Source organism: Acetobacter ghanensis (assembly GCF_001499675.1).
Taxonomy (GTDB): Bacteria; Pseudomonadota; Alphaproteobacteria; order Acetobacterales; family Acetobacteraceae; genus Acetobacter; species Acetobacter ghanensis.
Map to the genome: position 1 here is coordinate 98766 of NZ_LN609303.1, position 15953 is coordinate 114718.

Annotated in this window: 11 protein-coding genes and 3 pseudogenes; 10 read left to right on the forward strand and 4 right to left on the reverse strand. The window is 56.6% G+C overall.

Going from position 1 to position 15953, the window contains the following annotated elements; all coding sequences use genetic code 11:
• The first annotated feature begins 189 nt into the window (after positions 1 to 189).
• The 8 genes and pseudogenes from AGA_RS12890 to fghA all read left to right on the forward strand — a co-directional run bounded on the left by AGA_RS12890 (position 190) and on the right by fghA (position 7203).
• Positions 190 to 1080 (forward strand): TonB-dependent receptor plug domain-containing protein, encoded by an 891-nt coding sequence (locus tag AGA_RS12890; RefSeq protein WP_231946156.1) that lies wholly within the window; start codon positions 190 to 192, stop codon positions 1078 to 1080.
• Positions 1077 to 2105, forward strand: coding sequence for an isopenicillin N synthase family dioxygenase (locus AGA_RS12895; protein WP_059024963.1), 1029 nt, complete (start codon positions 1077 to 1079; stop codon positions 2103 to 2105). The genes AGA_RS12890 and AGA_RS12895 overlap by 4 nt, the downstream gene beginning before the upstream one ends.
• 23 nt (positions 2106 to 2128) lie before the next feature.
• Positions 2129 to 3112 (forward strand): isopenicillin N synthase family dioxygenase, encoded by a 984-nt coding sequence (locus AGA_RS12900; RefSeq protein ID WP_059024964.1) that lies wholly within the window; start codon positions 2129 to 2131, stop codon positions 3110 to 3112.
• Positions 3113 to 3123: 11 nt separating this feature from the next.
• Positions 3124 to 3516, forward strand: coding sequence for a VOC family protein (locus AGA_RS12905; protein ID WP_059024965.1), 393 nt, complete (start codon positions 3124 to 3126; stop codon positions 3514 to 3516).
• Between the two features lie 74 nt (positions 3517 to 3590).
• A pseudogene (locus tag AGA_RS12910) lies at positions 3591 to 4599 on the forward strand (Rieske 2Fe-2S domain-containing protein).
• Positions 4600 to 4797: 198 nt separating this feature from the next.
• A complete protein-coding gene (locus AGA_RS12915) occupies positions 4798 to 5910 on the forward strand; it encodes an S-(hydroxymethyl)glutathione dehydrogenase/class III alcohol dehydrogenase (protein ID WP_059024966.1) in 1113 nt (370 codons plus the stop codon).
• A 30-nt stretch (positions 5911 to 5940) separates the two neighbouring features.
• The gene (locus AGA_RS12920; protein WP_059024967.1) at positions 5941 to 6339 is read left to right on the forward strand and encodes a VOC family protein; all 399 of its coding nucleotides are present in this window, start codon (positions 5941 to 5943) and stop codon (positions 6337 to 6339) included.
• 15 nt (positions 6340 to 6354) lie between these two features.
• Complete coding sequence (fghA, locus tag AGA_RS12925) at positions 6355 to 7203, forward strand: S-formylglutathione hydrolase (protein ID WP_059025019.1); 849 nt, start codon at positions 6355 to 6357, stop codon at positions 7201 to 7203.
• A gap of 464 nt (positions 7204 to 7667) precedes the next feature.
• Here fghA and AGA_RS12930 read toward each other — a convergent pair whose 3' ends face one another.
• Complete coding sequence (locus AGA_RS12930) at positions 7668 to 9281, reverse strand: ISL3 family transposase (protein ID WP_083503717.1); 1614 nt, start codon at positions 9279 to 9281, stop codon at positions 7668 to 7670.
• 369 nt (positions 9282 to 9650) lie between these two features.
• The gene (locus AGA_RS12940) at positions 9651 to 10703 is read right to left on the reverse strand and encodes an IS110 family RNA-guided transposase (RefSeq protein ID WP_059025018.1); all 1053 of its coding nucleotides are present in this window, start codon (positions 10701 to 10703) and stop codon (positions 9651 to 9653) included.
• A gap of 303 nt (positions 10704 to 11006) precedes the next feature.
• On the opposite strand from AGA_RS12940, the gene tcuC reads away from it, so the two are divergent.
• Together tcuC and AGA_RS12950 are read left to right on the forward strand one after the other, a co-directional pair.
• Positions 11007 to 12323: an MFS transporter gene (tcuC, locus tag AGA_RS12945; protein ID WP_059024968.1), complete on the forward strand. Its 1317-nt coding sequence runs from the start codon at positions 11007 to 11009 to the stop codon at positions 12321 to 12323.
• A gap of 10 nt (positions 12324 to 12333) precedes the next feature.
• The gene (locus AGA_RS12950) at positions 12334 to 14070 is read left to right on the forward strand and encodes an OprO/OprP family phosphate-selective porin (protein ID WP_083503720.1); all 1737 of its coding nucleotides are present in this window, start codon (positions 12334 to 12336) and stop codon (positions 14068 to 14070) included.
• A gap of 317 nt (positions 14071 to 14387) precedes the next feature.
• On the opposite strand, the pseudogene AGA_RS12955 reads toward AGA_RS12950, so the two are convergent.
• Together AGA_RS12955 and tnpC are read right to left on the reverse strand one after the other, a co-directional pair.
• Positions 14388 to 15203 (reverse strand): annotated as a pseudogene (locus AGA_RS12955) (IS5 family transposase); the annotation flags it as partial.
• A gap of 26 nt (positions 15204 to 15229) precedes the next feature.
• A pseudogene (gene tnpC, locus AGA_RS13570) lies at positions 15230 to 15919 on the reverse strand (IS66 family transposase); the annotation flags it as partial.
• Positions 15920 to 15953 lie beyond the last annotated feature (34 nt).

A 15953-nucleotide genomic window follows, 5' to 3' on the forward strand; every position in this document is an offset into this window, starting at 1 on the left:
CTTCCTGTGCTCACATTATGCGAACGCGAGTATCTGTAATCTGCGATAGATCAGCTCGCCTGGCAATGATAAATGATGCTCCATCGTCAGATTTAACGAGAGACCAAACGCTGCAGCCTGCTGTGGTGATTGGATATTCTCGACCCAGGGGGAATCACAGTGAGTGCAGTAAACCTTCGGAAAACCTCGTTGTCTGGTCTGGCGCTGTCCGCGTTGGTCGCGATGGGTTCTGCTGCCCATGCGGGCAACAATGCCGCATCCTCAGCGAGCGCATCTCCTGCAGCACTTGCGCCGTCAGAAACGCCGCCCCCCGGCGACATCGTTGTGACAGCAGAAAAGAAGGAGACCACCCTTCAGAAGGCCCCGCTTGCGATCACTGCGCTGACTTCAGACACCTTATCGCGCTCGAACATCACCCAGTTGATTGACATGAACGGTTTCGTTCCCGGATTGACGGTCGCCAATAGCGGTAGCTTTGTACGCGTCGTATCTATCCGCGGTATTGGTTACGAAGCCTCGGACAATCTGAGCGCTGAGCCTGGCACCTCTTTCCACATTGACGGTGTCTACGTCGTCAGTCCTTATGCATTACAGCAAGATTTCCTCGATCTTCAGCGGGTCGAGGTGCTGCGCGGCCCCCAAGGCACTGTTTTCGGGCAAAGCGCGACTGGTGGTATTGTGAATGCTATCACGGAGCGGCCCGACACAAAGGGTGTTCATGGTTCAGCGCAGGTCGAATACGGCAATTATAATCTGGTCCGTGCTACCGGCATGTTCGGTATGGTTGCTGCGACTGGCATTCGCTCACTCGCAACGGCCGGGATCGACGGCTCCCGTAAAAACCTTCTGCTTGTAGCCGTTAGTCTCGGTGCTGGTTTGGTTCCGACGCTTTCGGATTTTTTTGCGGCGGCGCCTCCGGCGCTTGCTCCCTTCACGCTCAGTGGCGTCCTACTAGAGATCGTGACCGCGATCATTCTCAACCTCTTCCTGCGAGGCAAAGTCCGTCTTCGTCCTCAGCAGGCAGAACCTATTACAGTGTCGGCAGTAGCGCTCGCCGACGACGACAGGAGGCTAGCATGAAATTCGACGGTAGTTTGGTTCCCATCATCGACCTGACCCCAGCCCTAACCGGTGACGAAGCGGCCATGCAAGCTGTTGCCGAGCAGGTTGGCGCAGCGGCGCGCAGCATCGGTTTTCTGGTCGTGGCGGGACATGGCGTCCCTGCCGACGTGATCGATCGTGCTTGGGAAGCAAGCCGCAAGGTGTTCGACATGTCGCCCGTGCAAAAGTCGCGCTATCGCTCAACCGACAAGAATATTTATCGAGGCTATTTCGGCATCGAAACCGGCAACCTGGCCAGCACGATCGGCGAGGAGGAAGCCAAGCCCGATCACCGCGAATATTTTAACATCGGCCGCTTCGATCTCGACCTGGACGACCCTTATTTCACGAGCGCTACCGCCAAGCGGCTCTTTCATCCCAACATCTGGCCCGATGCCGATGTTCCGGAGTTTAAGCCGGCTATGACGGCCTATTATCATGAGCTCGAAAAGCTTGCCGCGTTGCTGATGGAACTGTGCGCACGCGCTCTTCATCTGCCCGCCAACTGGTTTGCTGACAAGATCGACAAGCACATCACCAATATGGTGGTCAGCAATTATCCCGACCAGCCAGAGGAACTGGAATGGGGCCAACTGCGTGCAGGCGCCCACACTGATTACGGCGGCCTTACGATCCTGAAGACCGAGGACAAGCCAGGCGGGCTCGAGGTTCAGACCGCGGACGGTCGCTGGGAGCCTGTGCCGATTGTTCCCGGCGCCTTCATCATCAATCTGGGTGATCTTATGGCCCAATGGACGAATGATGAGTGGGTTTCGACCATGCACCGTGTGGTAAATCCGCCCCGCGATCAGGGAGTCGGCAGCCGCCGCCAGTCGCTCGTCTTCTTCCATCAGCCCAACTACGACGCCGTGATCGAATGCATTCCGACCTGCGCGGAGCGCGTTGCCCCCAAATATGCCAAAACGACGTCACTGGAACATCTTGAAATGAAGATGAACCAGATGAACGACACGCCCAAATTTAACGAAGCCGAGGCCCTCTAAGGGCTACGGTTAGGAGACTGACCATGATCATCTACACCCCCCCGAAGCCGGCAGATAGCATACCCGTTATCGATCTGGCACCTAGCTTTAGCGGCGATCTAGCCGACCGGCGAGCCGTAGCCTGGGAAATCCACAAGACCGCCCGCGATACAGGATTCTTCTACATCAAGAACCATGGCGTGCCACAAGAGATGGTTGATGCGCAGTTGGACCTTGCCCGGAAGTTCTTCGCGCTCCCGATGGAAGACAAGTTGGCTGTGGACGCCAGTCTGTCGACCTGCAATCGTGGCTATGAGGCAATGGGTCTGCAGACCCTGGACGACGGCTCGCCACCGGATCTCAAAGAAGGCTTCGTTATTGGGTGTGATCTCGACGAGAACCACCCCTATGTGCGCGATGGCGTACCCAACTGCGGTGCCAATCTCTGGCCTTCCAAGCCCGATGGGTTTCGTTCGACCTTTGAAGCCTATATCGACGAGATGTTTCGGGTCGGACGGCATCTGATGGGGCTCCTCGCGCTTTCGCTCGACCTGCCGGAGGACTATTTCGCAGAGGGCCTGAACGAACCACTCTTTAACAGCAGGCTGCTTCGCTATGCGCCGCAGCCTGAGGATGCTGCCTTCAATCAGATCGGTGCGGGCGCACACACCGACTGGGGTATGATCACGATCTTACTGCAAGACGACATCGGCGGTCTCGAGGTTGAAAACGCAGCCGGAGAATGGCTTTCGGCGCCGCCGATTCCGGGCACGTTTGTCATCAATCTTGGTGAGATGGTCCGCGTCCTGACCAACGGGATGTATCACGCCAATCTGCACCGTGTGCTAAACAATCATAGCGGGAAGGACCGGTTTTCTGTGCCGACCTTCTTTGACCCCAACTATTTCTATGAGGTTAAATGCGCCAGCACCTGTCTGCCCAAAGAAGGTCGGCCGGATTACGCAGCGACGACCGTCGGCGAGCATATCGCTGAGATGTACCGCAAAACATACGGCCTAGCTGCCTGAAGGATCTCACGATGATCGCCCTCGCCTACACCAACATTTTCACTGCGGACATCAATCGGCTCGCCGATTTTTACAGCGAGCTTTTTGGACTCGAAGAGCTTCTCGAGAGCCGCTCACCTCTGTTCCGTGGTTTCACAGCCGGCGGCAGCGCCATAGGCTTCAGCGCTCCCGAAGCCTATGATCTCTTGGGCCTTAAGCCTCAGGAAGGGTCAGGCGACCGTGTTCTTCAAACCTTTGATGCTCCTGATGCTGACACGGTCTCTGCATTGACTGATAAGGCTGTCTTGCTTGGTGCAACGCTTGTGAAAGAGCCGTTCAAAACATACTATGGTTGGTTCCAGTCGGTGCTGCGCGATCCTGATGGCAATGCATTCCGCATCAATTTCCGGGGACAATTTGCATGAGCCACGCAGCTCTCGGCGAAACTCGGGCTGTGACGCTGGCAACCTGTCAATCCGACGCTGTCACCCATTCCCGCATGACGCGTCCTCGTGTCTGCACGTATCCTCACGGCAATTGGGAAATTCTGGCAAAAAAATGGTTCCCGGTCGCGCGAGCGATCGATATCGAGGACAAGCCGGTTGCGACTAAGCTCCTTGACGTTAAGCTGGTCGTCTATCGGACCGCTCAGGGCATCCACGTTGCGCGGGACCTGTGTCCCCACCGCGGCGTACCGCTAAGCAAGGGCTGGGTGGAAGGTGACGAAATTATCTGTGTCTACCATGGTCTACGATATGGAACAGACGGTCGATGCAACCGCATTCCGGCCCAGCCTAGCGTGGTACCCGGAGAACGCTTTCGCGCCACCACCTTCCCGGTTGTGGAGCAGTATGGCCTTGTTTGGACTTGCCTCGATTCCGACGACGGGCGTGCCGATATTCCCGCCTTTCCGCAATGGACAAACGAAAGCTTCCAGCCCATTCTTTGCCCCCCCCGTTTCAATGGCTGCGGCGCCTGGACGACAGATTGAAGGTTTCATCGATGTTGCTCATTTTGCCTGGGTCCATCACGAGGCCTTCGCCGACCGTGAAAACAGTGCTGTACCGCTCTACAAGACACGGATGACCGATTACGGAATACAGAGCGAATATATTAGCAGCGTCAGTAATTTACCCAAATCGTTACGACACCTGGAACCCGAGGGATTCGTTTGGCGGCGTGTCTTTGACATCCACCCGCCCTTCGTAGCTTTCCTGACTGTCGATTTTCCCAATGACGGTATGCTCAAGATCATGAACATCGCCAGCCCCGTCTCGGCTCGTGAGACCACTCTCTACGTGCCGCTCGTCCGTAATTTCGATCAGACCGGGTCTCTTGAAGATGTCTATGCTTTCAATGCTCAGATATTTGCGGAGGATCAGGAGATTGTCGAGTCACAGTGTCCTGAAGATCTGCCGCTTGGAACCGACGATGAAGCGCATTTTGCCGCCGATCGATCGTCGGTCGCGTACCGCAAGGCTCTGCGCGATATGGGGTTATCGAACTGATTAAAATACACCAAGTGCGCTATCTGGCGTCACCTTCAACCTCCAAGCAATGGGCAGGGTTGAGATGCCCCCAGATACAGAAGCTTTTTGTTCAACATGGGGTGCGGAGGGCGTTACGTTACCCGCGCCGACAGTGGCGGTTGAGGCCAAGTCTGCCAGACGCTCACCCCATTCCCCAGCTTCCCTCGGAGATAAACCTTGAAGACTCGCGCCGCTGTTGCTTTTGCACCCAAAACGCCTTTGGAGATCGTGGAGATCGATCTGGAGGGCCCTAAGGCTGGCGAAGTGCTGGTGGAAATCATGGCGACGGGCATCTGCCATACCGATGCCTACACGCTGGACGGTTTCGATTCGGAAGGGATCTTCCCTTCGATCCTGGGCCATGAAGGCGCGGGCATCGTGCGCGAGGTGGGCCCCGGCGTGACCTATGTGAAGCCGGGCGACCATGTGATCCCGCTCTACACGCCCGAATGCCGCCAGTGCAAATCGTGCCTCAGCGGCAAGACCAACCTGTGCACCGCCATCCGCGCCACGCAGGGCAAGGGGCTGATGCCCGATGGCACCACCCGTTTCAGCTACAAGGGGCAGCCAATTTTCCATTATATGGGCTGCTCGACCTTCAGCAATTTCACCGTAATGCCCGAAATCGCCGTGGCCAAAATTCGCGAAGACGCGCCGTTTCAGTCGAGCTGCTACATCGGCTGCGGCGTTACCACGGGTGTTGGCGCGGTGGTCAACACAGCCAAAGTGCAGGTGGGCGACAATGTCGTCATCTTCGGTCTGGGCGGCATTGGCCTCAACGTCATCCAGGGCGCGCGTCTGGCCGGTGCGAACAAAATCATCGGCGTCGACATCAACCCGGACCGTGAAGAATGGGGCCGCCGTTTCGGTATGACCGACTTCCTCAACACGAAGGGCATGAGCCGTGAGGAGATCGTGGCGGCCATCGTGCTGATGACCGATGGCGGCGCGGATTACACCTTCGATGCGACGGGCAACACCGAGGTGATGCGCACCGCGCTGGAAGCCTGCCACCGCGGCTGGGGCACCAGCATCATCATCGGCGTGGCCGAAGCCGGCAAGACCATCGAAACCCGTCCCTTCCAGCTGGTGACGGGTCGCAACTGGCGCGGCACGGCCTTTGGCGGAGCGAAGGGGCGGACTGACGTGCCCAAAATCGTCGATATGTACATGACAGGCAAGATCGAGATCGACCCGATGATCACCCATGTCATGGGCCTGGAGGAGATTAACGAAGCATTCACCCTCATGCATGAAGGCAAATCCATCCGCAGCGTAGTCGTATTCTAATATTTTTGCACCAAATAAAAAGGAATATTTATGGCCGCAATTTCCGGCGATAGCGTGTTTTCGCATATTTGCCTTGGCGCCAACGATCTGGACGCTTCGACCACCTTCTACGACGCGGTTCTTGCACCACTTGACATCAAGAATCTTGGGCCATTCGGTGATAGCATCGTCCTTTACGGCAAAGACAAGCCGGCACTTCTGGTCCTTAAGCCCAGCAACGGTGAGGCCCCTTCAGGCAACGGCGTGACTATCGGCTTCGCCGCATCCAGCCAAGCAGGCGTTGATGCCTTCCACGCTGCCGGGCTTGCTGTCGGGGGCACGTGCGAAGGTAAGCCCGGACCGCGCAACCATCTGCCTGATGCCTATGCCGCCTATCTGCGCGATCCTGCTGGCAGCAAGGTCTGCGCCTACACCTTTGCTAGTGCCTGAAGCTGAAAGTTGATGATGATGACCTTGGAAACCCTATCGACCAGCAAGGCCTATGGCGGCGTTCAGGGTGTCTATAAACATCAGTCGGTTGTGACGGGGACGGAGATGACCTTCTCCGTCTTCGTTCCCGATCACCCAGAGGGCACCAGACTGCCAGTTGTCTGGTATCTCTCCGGCCTGACCTGTACACATGCCAATGTGACGGAGAAAGGAGAATTCCGAGCAGTCTGCGCCCGATTGGGCCTGATCTTCGTTGCCCCTGACACATCACCGCGGGGCGAAGGTGTCGCCGACGATAAGGAGAGCGCCTATGATTTCGGGTTGGGCGCAGGCTTCTACGTAGATGCAATACAAGAGCCTTTTGCAAAAAACTACCGCATGTGGTCCTATGTCACAGAGGAATTGCCAGCGGTGATCGCGCGTTCCTTTCCCGCCGATGCAGATCGACAATCAATCTTCGGCCATTCGATGGGCGGGCATGGTGCGCTGACCATTGGCCTCACCTACCCCGAGCGGTATAGGTCTGTCTCGGCTTTCGCTCCGATCGTTGCGCCCTCGCAAGTACCGTGGGGGCGAAAGGCGCTCGCAGGATATCTGGGCGACGACAGTGAGGCATGGGAAAGGCACGACGCTGTCGCCCTGATTAAGAATGGTGCGCGCGTGCCCGCCCTCTTCATTGATCAAGGCGAATCCGACGTCTTCCTTGCGCAACAGCTTCGTCCAGAGCTTCTGGCGCAGGTTTGCGCGGACGCTGGAATCGCCTGCACGCTCAGGATGCAGCCCGGTTATGACCACAGCTATTATTTCATATCGACCTTCATGGCTGACCATCTCGAGTGGCACGCAGAGCGTCTACGAGATTGACCCGCGAGATAAAACCTCTTCGCGACACGGGTGCTACGACATCAGATCATCGCGATAGACACAACCACCCGTCGGAGCGAAAACTGTTCATTCTGGCATCAAGAGCAGGTTTTCGCGTACAATGACAGATTGGGCTGCGGATCCGCTGACAGCTACCGCCGCCGACCAAATAGCTACTGGCTATCCAACCCCTTCGCCAGAACCTTGGGTGTCGGAGCCATGGCAAGGCCGATTGGTTCTGATCGGCAGCGAAGCTAGCCCCATTGAACCGGGTTATCTGGAAGGCTCTATCATAGCCGCCGAGCGGGTAGCTGCCCCATAGATTTATTTGCGATCTCCGCTTCAATGCCATAAATTTATTAAAATAATAATCGGTATCATATAAATGGAAATAAAAGATATTGTTTATGTTGATTTTCACTGAGAACTGGGTTCTTCCGCACTTTTCGTGATGATGTTTTTGATTATGCGGGCTGAAGGACACGCGCCCTGAGGAGTTCGAAGCCTGCTCTTCCGAACATGGTTCGCTTGATCATTTTCAGTCGGCTGATCTGTCCTTCAACCGGGCTGGTTGTCCAAGGTGTGACAAGAGACGCTTCAATGGCAGCCGCATCCCGTTCAAGCGCGGGAATCAGACGTGACAGCAGCGTCGTCTTTCCTTCTTCCAGCAGAGCCTTCAGATCGCCTCCCGTGCAGGTGTCACCCCTTTTACAGAGCAGGGTCTGCATTTTCCTGAGCCAGCAGAGTGTGACGGCAAGGTGCGGTTCAGCTTCCAGAAGGGCAGGAACCAGCAGTCCCTCCTGTCCGGCAGATAACGGATCCTCTGCGAGGAGAAGCCGCGCAAGTCTGCGTCCCCGAGGTGCAACGACATGCGCGGAAGGAACGGGTTTCGCGGAACATCCCTGTCGCGTCGCCACCCATTTCCAGACGGTGCCATATTGTCCTGCAAAGCCCTGCTCCAGGAGTTCCCGCCATAGCTGACGACTATTGCGACATCCTTCGGACCATCTCTTTTCCAGGTAGGCTGTGTAAGGCACGAGTATGCTGCGTGACGGAACCGTTCTTTTCCATGGTGGTGCATGGCCCCGCTGAAACCAGCGCCGCACGGTTTTTCTCTCTACCCCGATCGTTGTGGCGATAGCCTGAATGCTGTGTCCCGCTGCTTTCAGGGCAAGAGCTTCCTTGAAAAGAATGTCACGCCGTTCCCCAGAGGCTGACCTGACGACCGCCTGCGCCTCTTCTGGATGCGCTCTGATTGTTTCAGATATTTTGCTTACGACCGTTGATACGTTCATCTGTCGTGTCAGGGTCCTGACAGTCGTCGTAAAACGGTCCAGAATGCTGACAAAAGCGTCTGACAGGTTCTTCAGCAGATGCCAGCGGTCTGTCACCTGAAGAGCGGATGGTGCGCCTCTGCGGCATCCGTCTGCATAAGTACCGGCACGGTCTCTGGCAATGATTTCAATACCGGGGTGGACCTGCAGCCATTGGGTCAGGGTCTCAGCCCGCCGATCTGGCAGGAGGTCAATGACATCGTTTTTCTCAAGATCGACCACAATCGTTCCATAGTGATGTCCCCGCCGCCATGCCCAGTCATCCACCCCCACCACACGTGTAAGGGCCGTGCCTTTTGTGGTGTTCTGCACACGTGAGAGAAGACGGCGGACAAGAGTATCCGCGCTGATGGGGCAACACAGGCGCACGGTCATTCGTGCTCCAGCGGAACCGCCCAGGGTGTGGGCGATATAATAATGAAGATCGGCAAGACGTGTGGTCTGTCTGCCATGACGCACGGTTATCCCCTCAAGGGGCATGACAAACGTCCGACGTGGACAAAGCATCGTCTGGCAGAAAAAGCGCGGCACAGAAACGATCAGCGTGGCTGGACGGCCCTGCCATGGAAGATCCGCGAGTTTTCTCTGATAGAAACTGTGAATGCGTTGTGTCGGGCACTGACAGTCCGGACACACTGCACTCCGTTTTCGCAGACCGACTTCGATCTCCACTCTGTTATCCAGTGCAACAACACGACGAACGACGAGGGAACGGGGAAGATCAAGAGACCGAAGGCGTGACACTGGGGAATATCCATGAAAGTGAACGACTTTCTGGATTTCCCAGTTCCGGAACCTCAGTACAAGATACCCATCACGAAAAGTGCGGAAGAACCCATATGTGGACGGCTCTGTCTTGCAAGGGGGAAAATAGCGGTGTGACCGTGTCGTTTGCACCCATATGTCCGGCCTGTTTTTGCAGTGTTCAGACTGCTGGCCAAGATGGTTTCTGCGATGGAAGTTCCATTCAGTTCTGCGGTTTTTGAAAACCACGGGCTCTTGCGGAGTGTCTTCCATTCAGATCGAACGATCTCCCCATCTCCTCTTTGCAGGACTGCGGTATCGGCTCACACGATCACGTTCTTTTTCCGTGCATCGTGTTGGCCAATCTCGTCAGCAGGCGGCTGCCGCTGCCAGCGCAACAGCATCCATCGGTTTGCGATATGTTTCGCCGCTGGTCATCAGCTTCCATGCAATGCGTGCCATCCTGTTGGCCAGAGCCACAGCAGCGGGTTTCGGCTTCTTTCTGCTCAGAAGACTGAGAAGCCACGGCGTGGCGAGACGGCTCTGTCCGTTCTGCCTGACATGCCGGAGCACGGTGGTCGCGCCAACCACCAGCGTGCTTCTCAGGCGGCTGTCTCCAGCCCTGGTGATCCCGCCATGCCTGACCTTGCCACCTGAGGAATGATCACGAGGAGTGAGGCCTATCCACGCCGCGAAATCCCGCCCTGAGCGGAACAGATGCGGATCCGGCGCCTTCATGAGCAGAAGAGCAGCAGCCAGAGGACCGATGCCCGGAATTCCGGACAACCTGCGGCTCACCTCCTGACTTCGATGCCATGTGGCCAGATTTTTATCGAGATCCCTGATCTGTTCCATCAGACCTTCATACTCTTCTGCCATCTGCGCAAACAGATCACGTGCTAGAGGTGGCAGCGTTTCTTCAGACGCAATCTGCTGAAGGAACGGGGCCACACGGGAGAGACCCACAGGGGCGGTCACTCCAAATTCTGCGGCATAGCCCCGAATGGAATTGGCCAGCTGGGTCCGCCTGCCAATGAGCCGCTCCCGCATGCCGACAAGCATGAGGGCTGCCTGCTGCCCAACGGTTTTGACAGGTACAAAACGCATGGTCGGCCGGCTCATCGCCTCACAGAGGGCCTCGGCATCTGCCGCATCATTCTTGCTGCGTCTGACGTAGGGTTTGACAAGCTGTGGCGCCATCAGCCGCACCTCGTGGCCAAGTGCACCAAGGGTTCTGGCCCAGTGATGGGACGCTCCACAGGCTTCAATGCCAATTACTGTGGGCGGAAGGTTCGCGAAAAACCGGATCATCTGATGTCGGCTCAGTTTCCGGCTCAGAACAACCCGCTCATCGGCATCCACGCCATGAAGCTGGAACACTTTTTTCGACGTATCCATGCCAATACGGATCAACTGGGACATGATGGTTTCCTCCACTGGACACTCAGCTCTTCAGTATCCTCTCAGGACCGCTGCGAGCCGTCCACACCATCAGTTCTCAGTGAAAATCAACAGGGAAAGATTTTCTGCGGCCGGAAATCTCGATATCTCCTTCCGGAAGCCCTGTGATCGACCCCCTGAAGTGCGACAAACATATCACTTTTCCGTCGCAAACGAGACAAGCGGTCTTTTATGGATAGACACAATTGAAACAAATGCATGAATTTGGACGTAAGGCGTCAAGTGAACTAGAGGCCAGCCCAAAAGTGAGAATGTGACCAGCCCATGACCATCGCACCCGAACCAGTCTCTTCCCCGTCAACCTCTGCGGACCACCAGCGAACACAGTCCCCTGTTCGGGCCATCATTCAGGTCACCAGCGGAAACATGCTGGAAATGTACGATTTTATGGTGTTCGGTTACTATGCGGCGGCCATTGGTGCAGCTTTCTTTCCTTCCAAAGATCCTTCAGCCCAGCTTTTGCAGTCATTTGCGACATTTGGTGCCGGGTTTCTGATGCGCCCACTGGGAGCCATCATTCTGGGTGCCTACGTGGACCGGATCGGCCGGAGAAAAGGACTGCTTCTCACGCTCGCGCTCATGTCAGTGGGAACACTCTCCCTCACCCTGACTCCGGGCTATGCGACAATCGGGTTTATCGCACCGTTTCTTATTCTATGCGGGCGGCTGTTACAGGGTTTCTCCGCTGGCGTCGAACTGGGATCGACTTCGGTCTATCTTTCTGAAATTGCGACAGAGAAGACTCGAGGCTTTGTCGTCGCCTTTCAGTCCGCCTCACAACAGGTGGCCGTAATGGCCGCCGCTGCTATTGGCGTGACTCTGACGGCTTTCATTGAGCCAGGCCAGATGGCCTCATGGGGCTGGCGCATTCCCCTTCTGATCGGCTGCCTCATTGTTCCTGTTCTCTTTTTTCTACGACGCAACCTGAAAGAAACGGAATCTTTTGAGCAGATTCATCATCACCCCACATTTGGTGAAACACTTTCGGCCCTGTTGAAAGACTGGCGCGTCTGCCTGACCGGAATCATGATGGTGCTGATGACCACCACATCATTTTACGTCATTACAGCTTACACACCGGCTTTCGGGCATGCCGTCCTGCATCTGTCATCGCGTGACGCTCTTGTTGTAACACTCTGCGTCGGCATAATGAATTTTGTCGCACTACCTGTGTTTGGAGCGTTGTCCGACCGTATTGGACGCAAGCCCCTACTGATTGGCTCAACCATTCTTGCAATCGCAACAGCGTGGCCAGCCATGAAATGGCTGACTGCCGACCCATCCTTCATTCATCTGATGGTTGTCGAATTATGGCTTGCACTGATTTACAGCGCCTATAATGGCGGAGCCGTTCCGTTCCTGACGGAGATCGTGCCTCCCCGCATACGTACAACAGGATTTTCTCTGGCCTATAGTCTGGCAACCTGCATTGGCGGCTTTACTCCAGCCATCTGCACCTGGTTGATCGGAGCGACACATGATCGTTCCATGCCCGGCCTATGGCTTTCCCTTGCCGCAGTTTGCGGGCTGATCGCTACGCTGATTGCACGCCCTTACGACAGGAAACGTTCCGTTTCCTGACACGGCTTCAATGATCAACCGATACCTCGATCCACAAGAATTGCGTCCGATGCACATCCAGAAAAAATCCCTGCGTAATCTGCTTCTGTCTGGCGGTACTGTCTCCCTGCTCTGGTCGGCTCAGGCCATGGCGGCGGATACTGGCGGCGTGGATGTGCGTGCCCTTGCGGAACTGGTAAAATCACAAGCCAGACAGATTCAGGCCCTGCAAAGTCGTCTGGATGCCATCGAGCATGTCCCGGCTCATAAAGCGCCGGCATCGGTGTCGCACCATCATAGCGTCGCTGAAGTGAACCAGCCGCACGTCGGGATGCCCATTCATGGAAATACGCAGACAGCGTCTGTCGTGAATGAACCAAAGTCGGCCACCTCACCGGACGTCACGCCCGTTTTCAACGGTGCGGTCGTTCCTCATACGACATCCACTGCATTCTCTGATCCCGGCCTGTCCGCCTATCCCCTCAAAGCTGCAGCGCCCGGAACCTCCGGCGCGGTTTCAGCCATGCCTTCAGGTTCAGCACCAGTCTATGGTGTTGAATCGTCCATTCCCTACTCTTCTCACACGACGACAGTGGGGGGACTCGTACTGAAATGGGGACGGGGCCTCCCCGCGATCACCACACCTGACGGTCAGTATTCCATTCGTATTCGTGGCCGTATTCTGGCGGATTACGGCGCGTCGTTCGGCTCGGATTATCATGAGCAGAACGTCTCCCGTACCCGGCTTCGCGCGGCACGCCTCGGTGTGGAAGGACGTGCCAAGCAGCTGTCATGGGTGTTTGAAAGTGACTTTGCCGACAACAGCCCTTCCATCATGAGCGCCTTTGCGACATGGAGCACGAAGTTCGGCAGCCATCTGACCGAATTCAGTCTGGGCAACAAATTTAACGAACGTGGTTTTGACGGATCCACAGGATCGGATGCGACCGTCTTTCTGGATCGTGATCTGGTCGCCAACGCCATCCTGCCGGTCAAAGGATGGTATGGTCTCGGCGGCGCCTTCAAGATTTTTGGCGAAAACTGGCATTTCGCCGCCCAGATTTCGGGCGACGACGTCAATTCGGTCAACAGCGCGAATAACCTCCGTGATGACCTGACCTACGAGGCCCGCGCGCACTGGATCCCCTACCGTTCGAAAGAGTCCCTGATCCATCTCGGCGCATGGGGGTTTTATGAAGACGTCAAGCCGACCGCCCAGTTCACCCAGAACATCAGACTGCTCGCCCGCACGGATGATGCTTTCTCCGCACGCATCAACACGGTGCCACTCGCAAACTCCCTTGCCGGTGGACTGGAGTTTTTCGCAATATGGAAATCAGCGTGGCTTCTGGGAGAATATGGAGTGCGGCACATGCAGTTCCGCAACAGCTATAACGGAGTGGATCTGGGCGGCCATACCGGGACCATGCAAGCCGCCAGCCTTCAGGCAGGCCTGTTCCTTACAGGAGAAACCCCCAACTACTTTGCCCATACCGGCCAATGGGCTGCGCCCCGCGTGCTTTCCCCTGTTCTGGATGGCGGCCCCGGAGCATGGGAAGTGGCTCTGCGGGGAGACTGGCTGGATGCAAACGATATCCCATCTGGAGGCAATGCCTGGACCACGACTGCGGGAGTCAACTGGTACCTTGTGAACTATGCACGCCTGATGCTGAATTACACCTATGCACGTGTGAATAACCGCACCAGCCAGTATCCGGGCGTGACGGGTGGCAATATCGTGGGCATGAGGGCGGGCATTACTTTCTGAGCTCCTCCACCCACCGTGTCCTTCGTAAAAAATTACGTTTCCTGAGGCTAGTTGAAAAATGGCTTCTCTATTTATCGACGGGCTGTTGCCGACCACCGACAACGCGGGAAAGCGGGTGCTGTCACGATAAGTGGGATGGGATGTGAGTAGAGCCACTGACGTGATTTTCAAGCGGTGAGAGAGGTGGAGGGATCGAAGAACCCTTGATTGATGTGCTTGGCCGGTAATTTCTGGGTTTTGGCGATTTGATTGACGGTTTTTGCGATGGCGTCCAGTCTGCGTTTTGAGCAGATTGGGAGTTGTCTCTCGCTGGATGGCTATGCGCTCGCGTTCAATCTTTCGAGGAAGAGGAGGCGGCGCATATTGTAGACGATATTGGCGAGCCCGATCCTCATGGTGGCTCGACTGATACCGACAGTCCGGACAAACAGCCCCGTCTGTGACTTCTGATCAGCAAAGACATGCTCGACACGCGAGCGGATGACCGACTTTCCAGCATTTGATTTCTGGATATGCCGGGGCATAGGCTTGAGATGCGGCTTTTTGCGATGAACCTTGGAGACAAAGCCCTGCTTTTCCATGAAGTCTTCGTTGGCTTTTGAGCGATAGGCCGTGGCGGCCCAGACACTTGAGGCCGTATTGGTTTTATCCAGAAGCCCCTCTCTCAATCGCGCGCCATCACTGGCAGCGGCATGCGTTGTTTTCCATTTGCGGATGAACCGGTATTTCCGATCGATGGAAACATGCGATTTATAGCCAAAGAACGGGATGGCGAGATCGCTGGATGGCATGGTTCCATCATCCTGCCGCTTCGCCTTCGTGAACTTCAGTGTCCAGCGCGCATGACGATCCTTGTGCGACAGCTTTGCGGGTTTGTCCTGCCAGTCTTCAGGAATACGTCCTTCCCGAAGATCGGCTTTCTCTGCATTGGTGTTCCGCTGCTTCGGAGCCGCTACCAGCGTGGCATCCAGGATCTGGCCTGACATCGGCAAATACTCGGCGTTACGCAGGGTCGCATCAAAGCGGTTGAACAGCCCATCGATCGCACCCGCCTGGGTCAGACGCTCGCGAAACAGCCAGACCGTTTTGGCATCCGGCACCCGATCTGAAAGTCCCAGCCCAAGGAAAGTAAGCATCCGGCGAGGACCACGGGCCTGAATCAGGCGACCTGTGTATGATTGGCGTGACGGGTATTTTTCCAGTTCCAGGGAAGGAGTTCGTGCAGGCGTGAGACGGGCTGGTCGTTGATCCGGGCGAGGACGTCGGCGAGCCAGGCCTGGGGATCGACGTCGTTGAGCTTTGCGGTGACGATGAGGGAATACATGTCGGCCGCGCGCTGGCCGCCCCGATCGGAACCGGCGAACAGCCAGGCTTTCCTGCCCAGGGCGATGCCGCGCAGTGCGCGTTCAGCGGCATTGTTGGTCAGGCAGATCCGTCCGTCGGAAAGGAACCGGGTAAAACTCTCCGGTCTGCGCAGGATATAGGCCATGGCTGCGGCAACGGGGGTCTTCTTCGACAGGCGGGCGCAACTTTCGCGCATCCAGGCCAGCAGGCCATCGACCATGGGAGCGATGCTTTCCTGTCGCACGGCTCGACGCTGCGCCGGCGTTGCGCCATTGATGGCGCGCTCGGCCTCAAAGATTGCGTCGATCCTGCGCACGGCCTCCACGGCAAGAGGTGCGCGGCCGAGTTCGGCCAGCCTGAACAGGCCGCGTCGGGCATGCGCCCAGCAGCCCGCCGACATGACGGGTGCCGGTTTACGGTCGGTGTCGAACAGCCGGTTGTAGCCGCCATAGGCGTCGGATTGCAGGATGCCGCTCCAGCCGGCGAGATGCTCCGTGGGATGTTTGAATTGCCCCGGGTTTTGTGGAGACGTTTTTTAT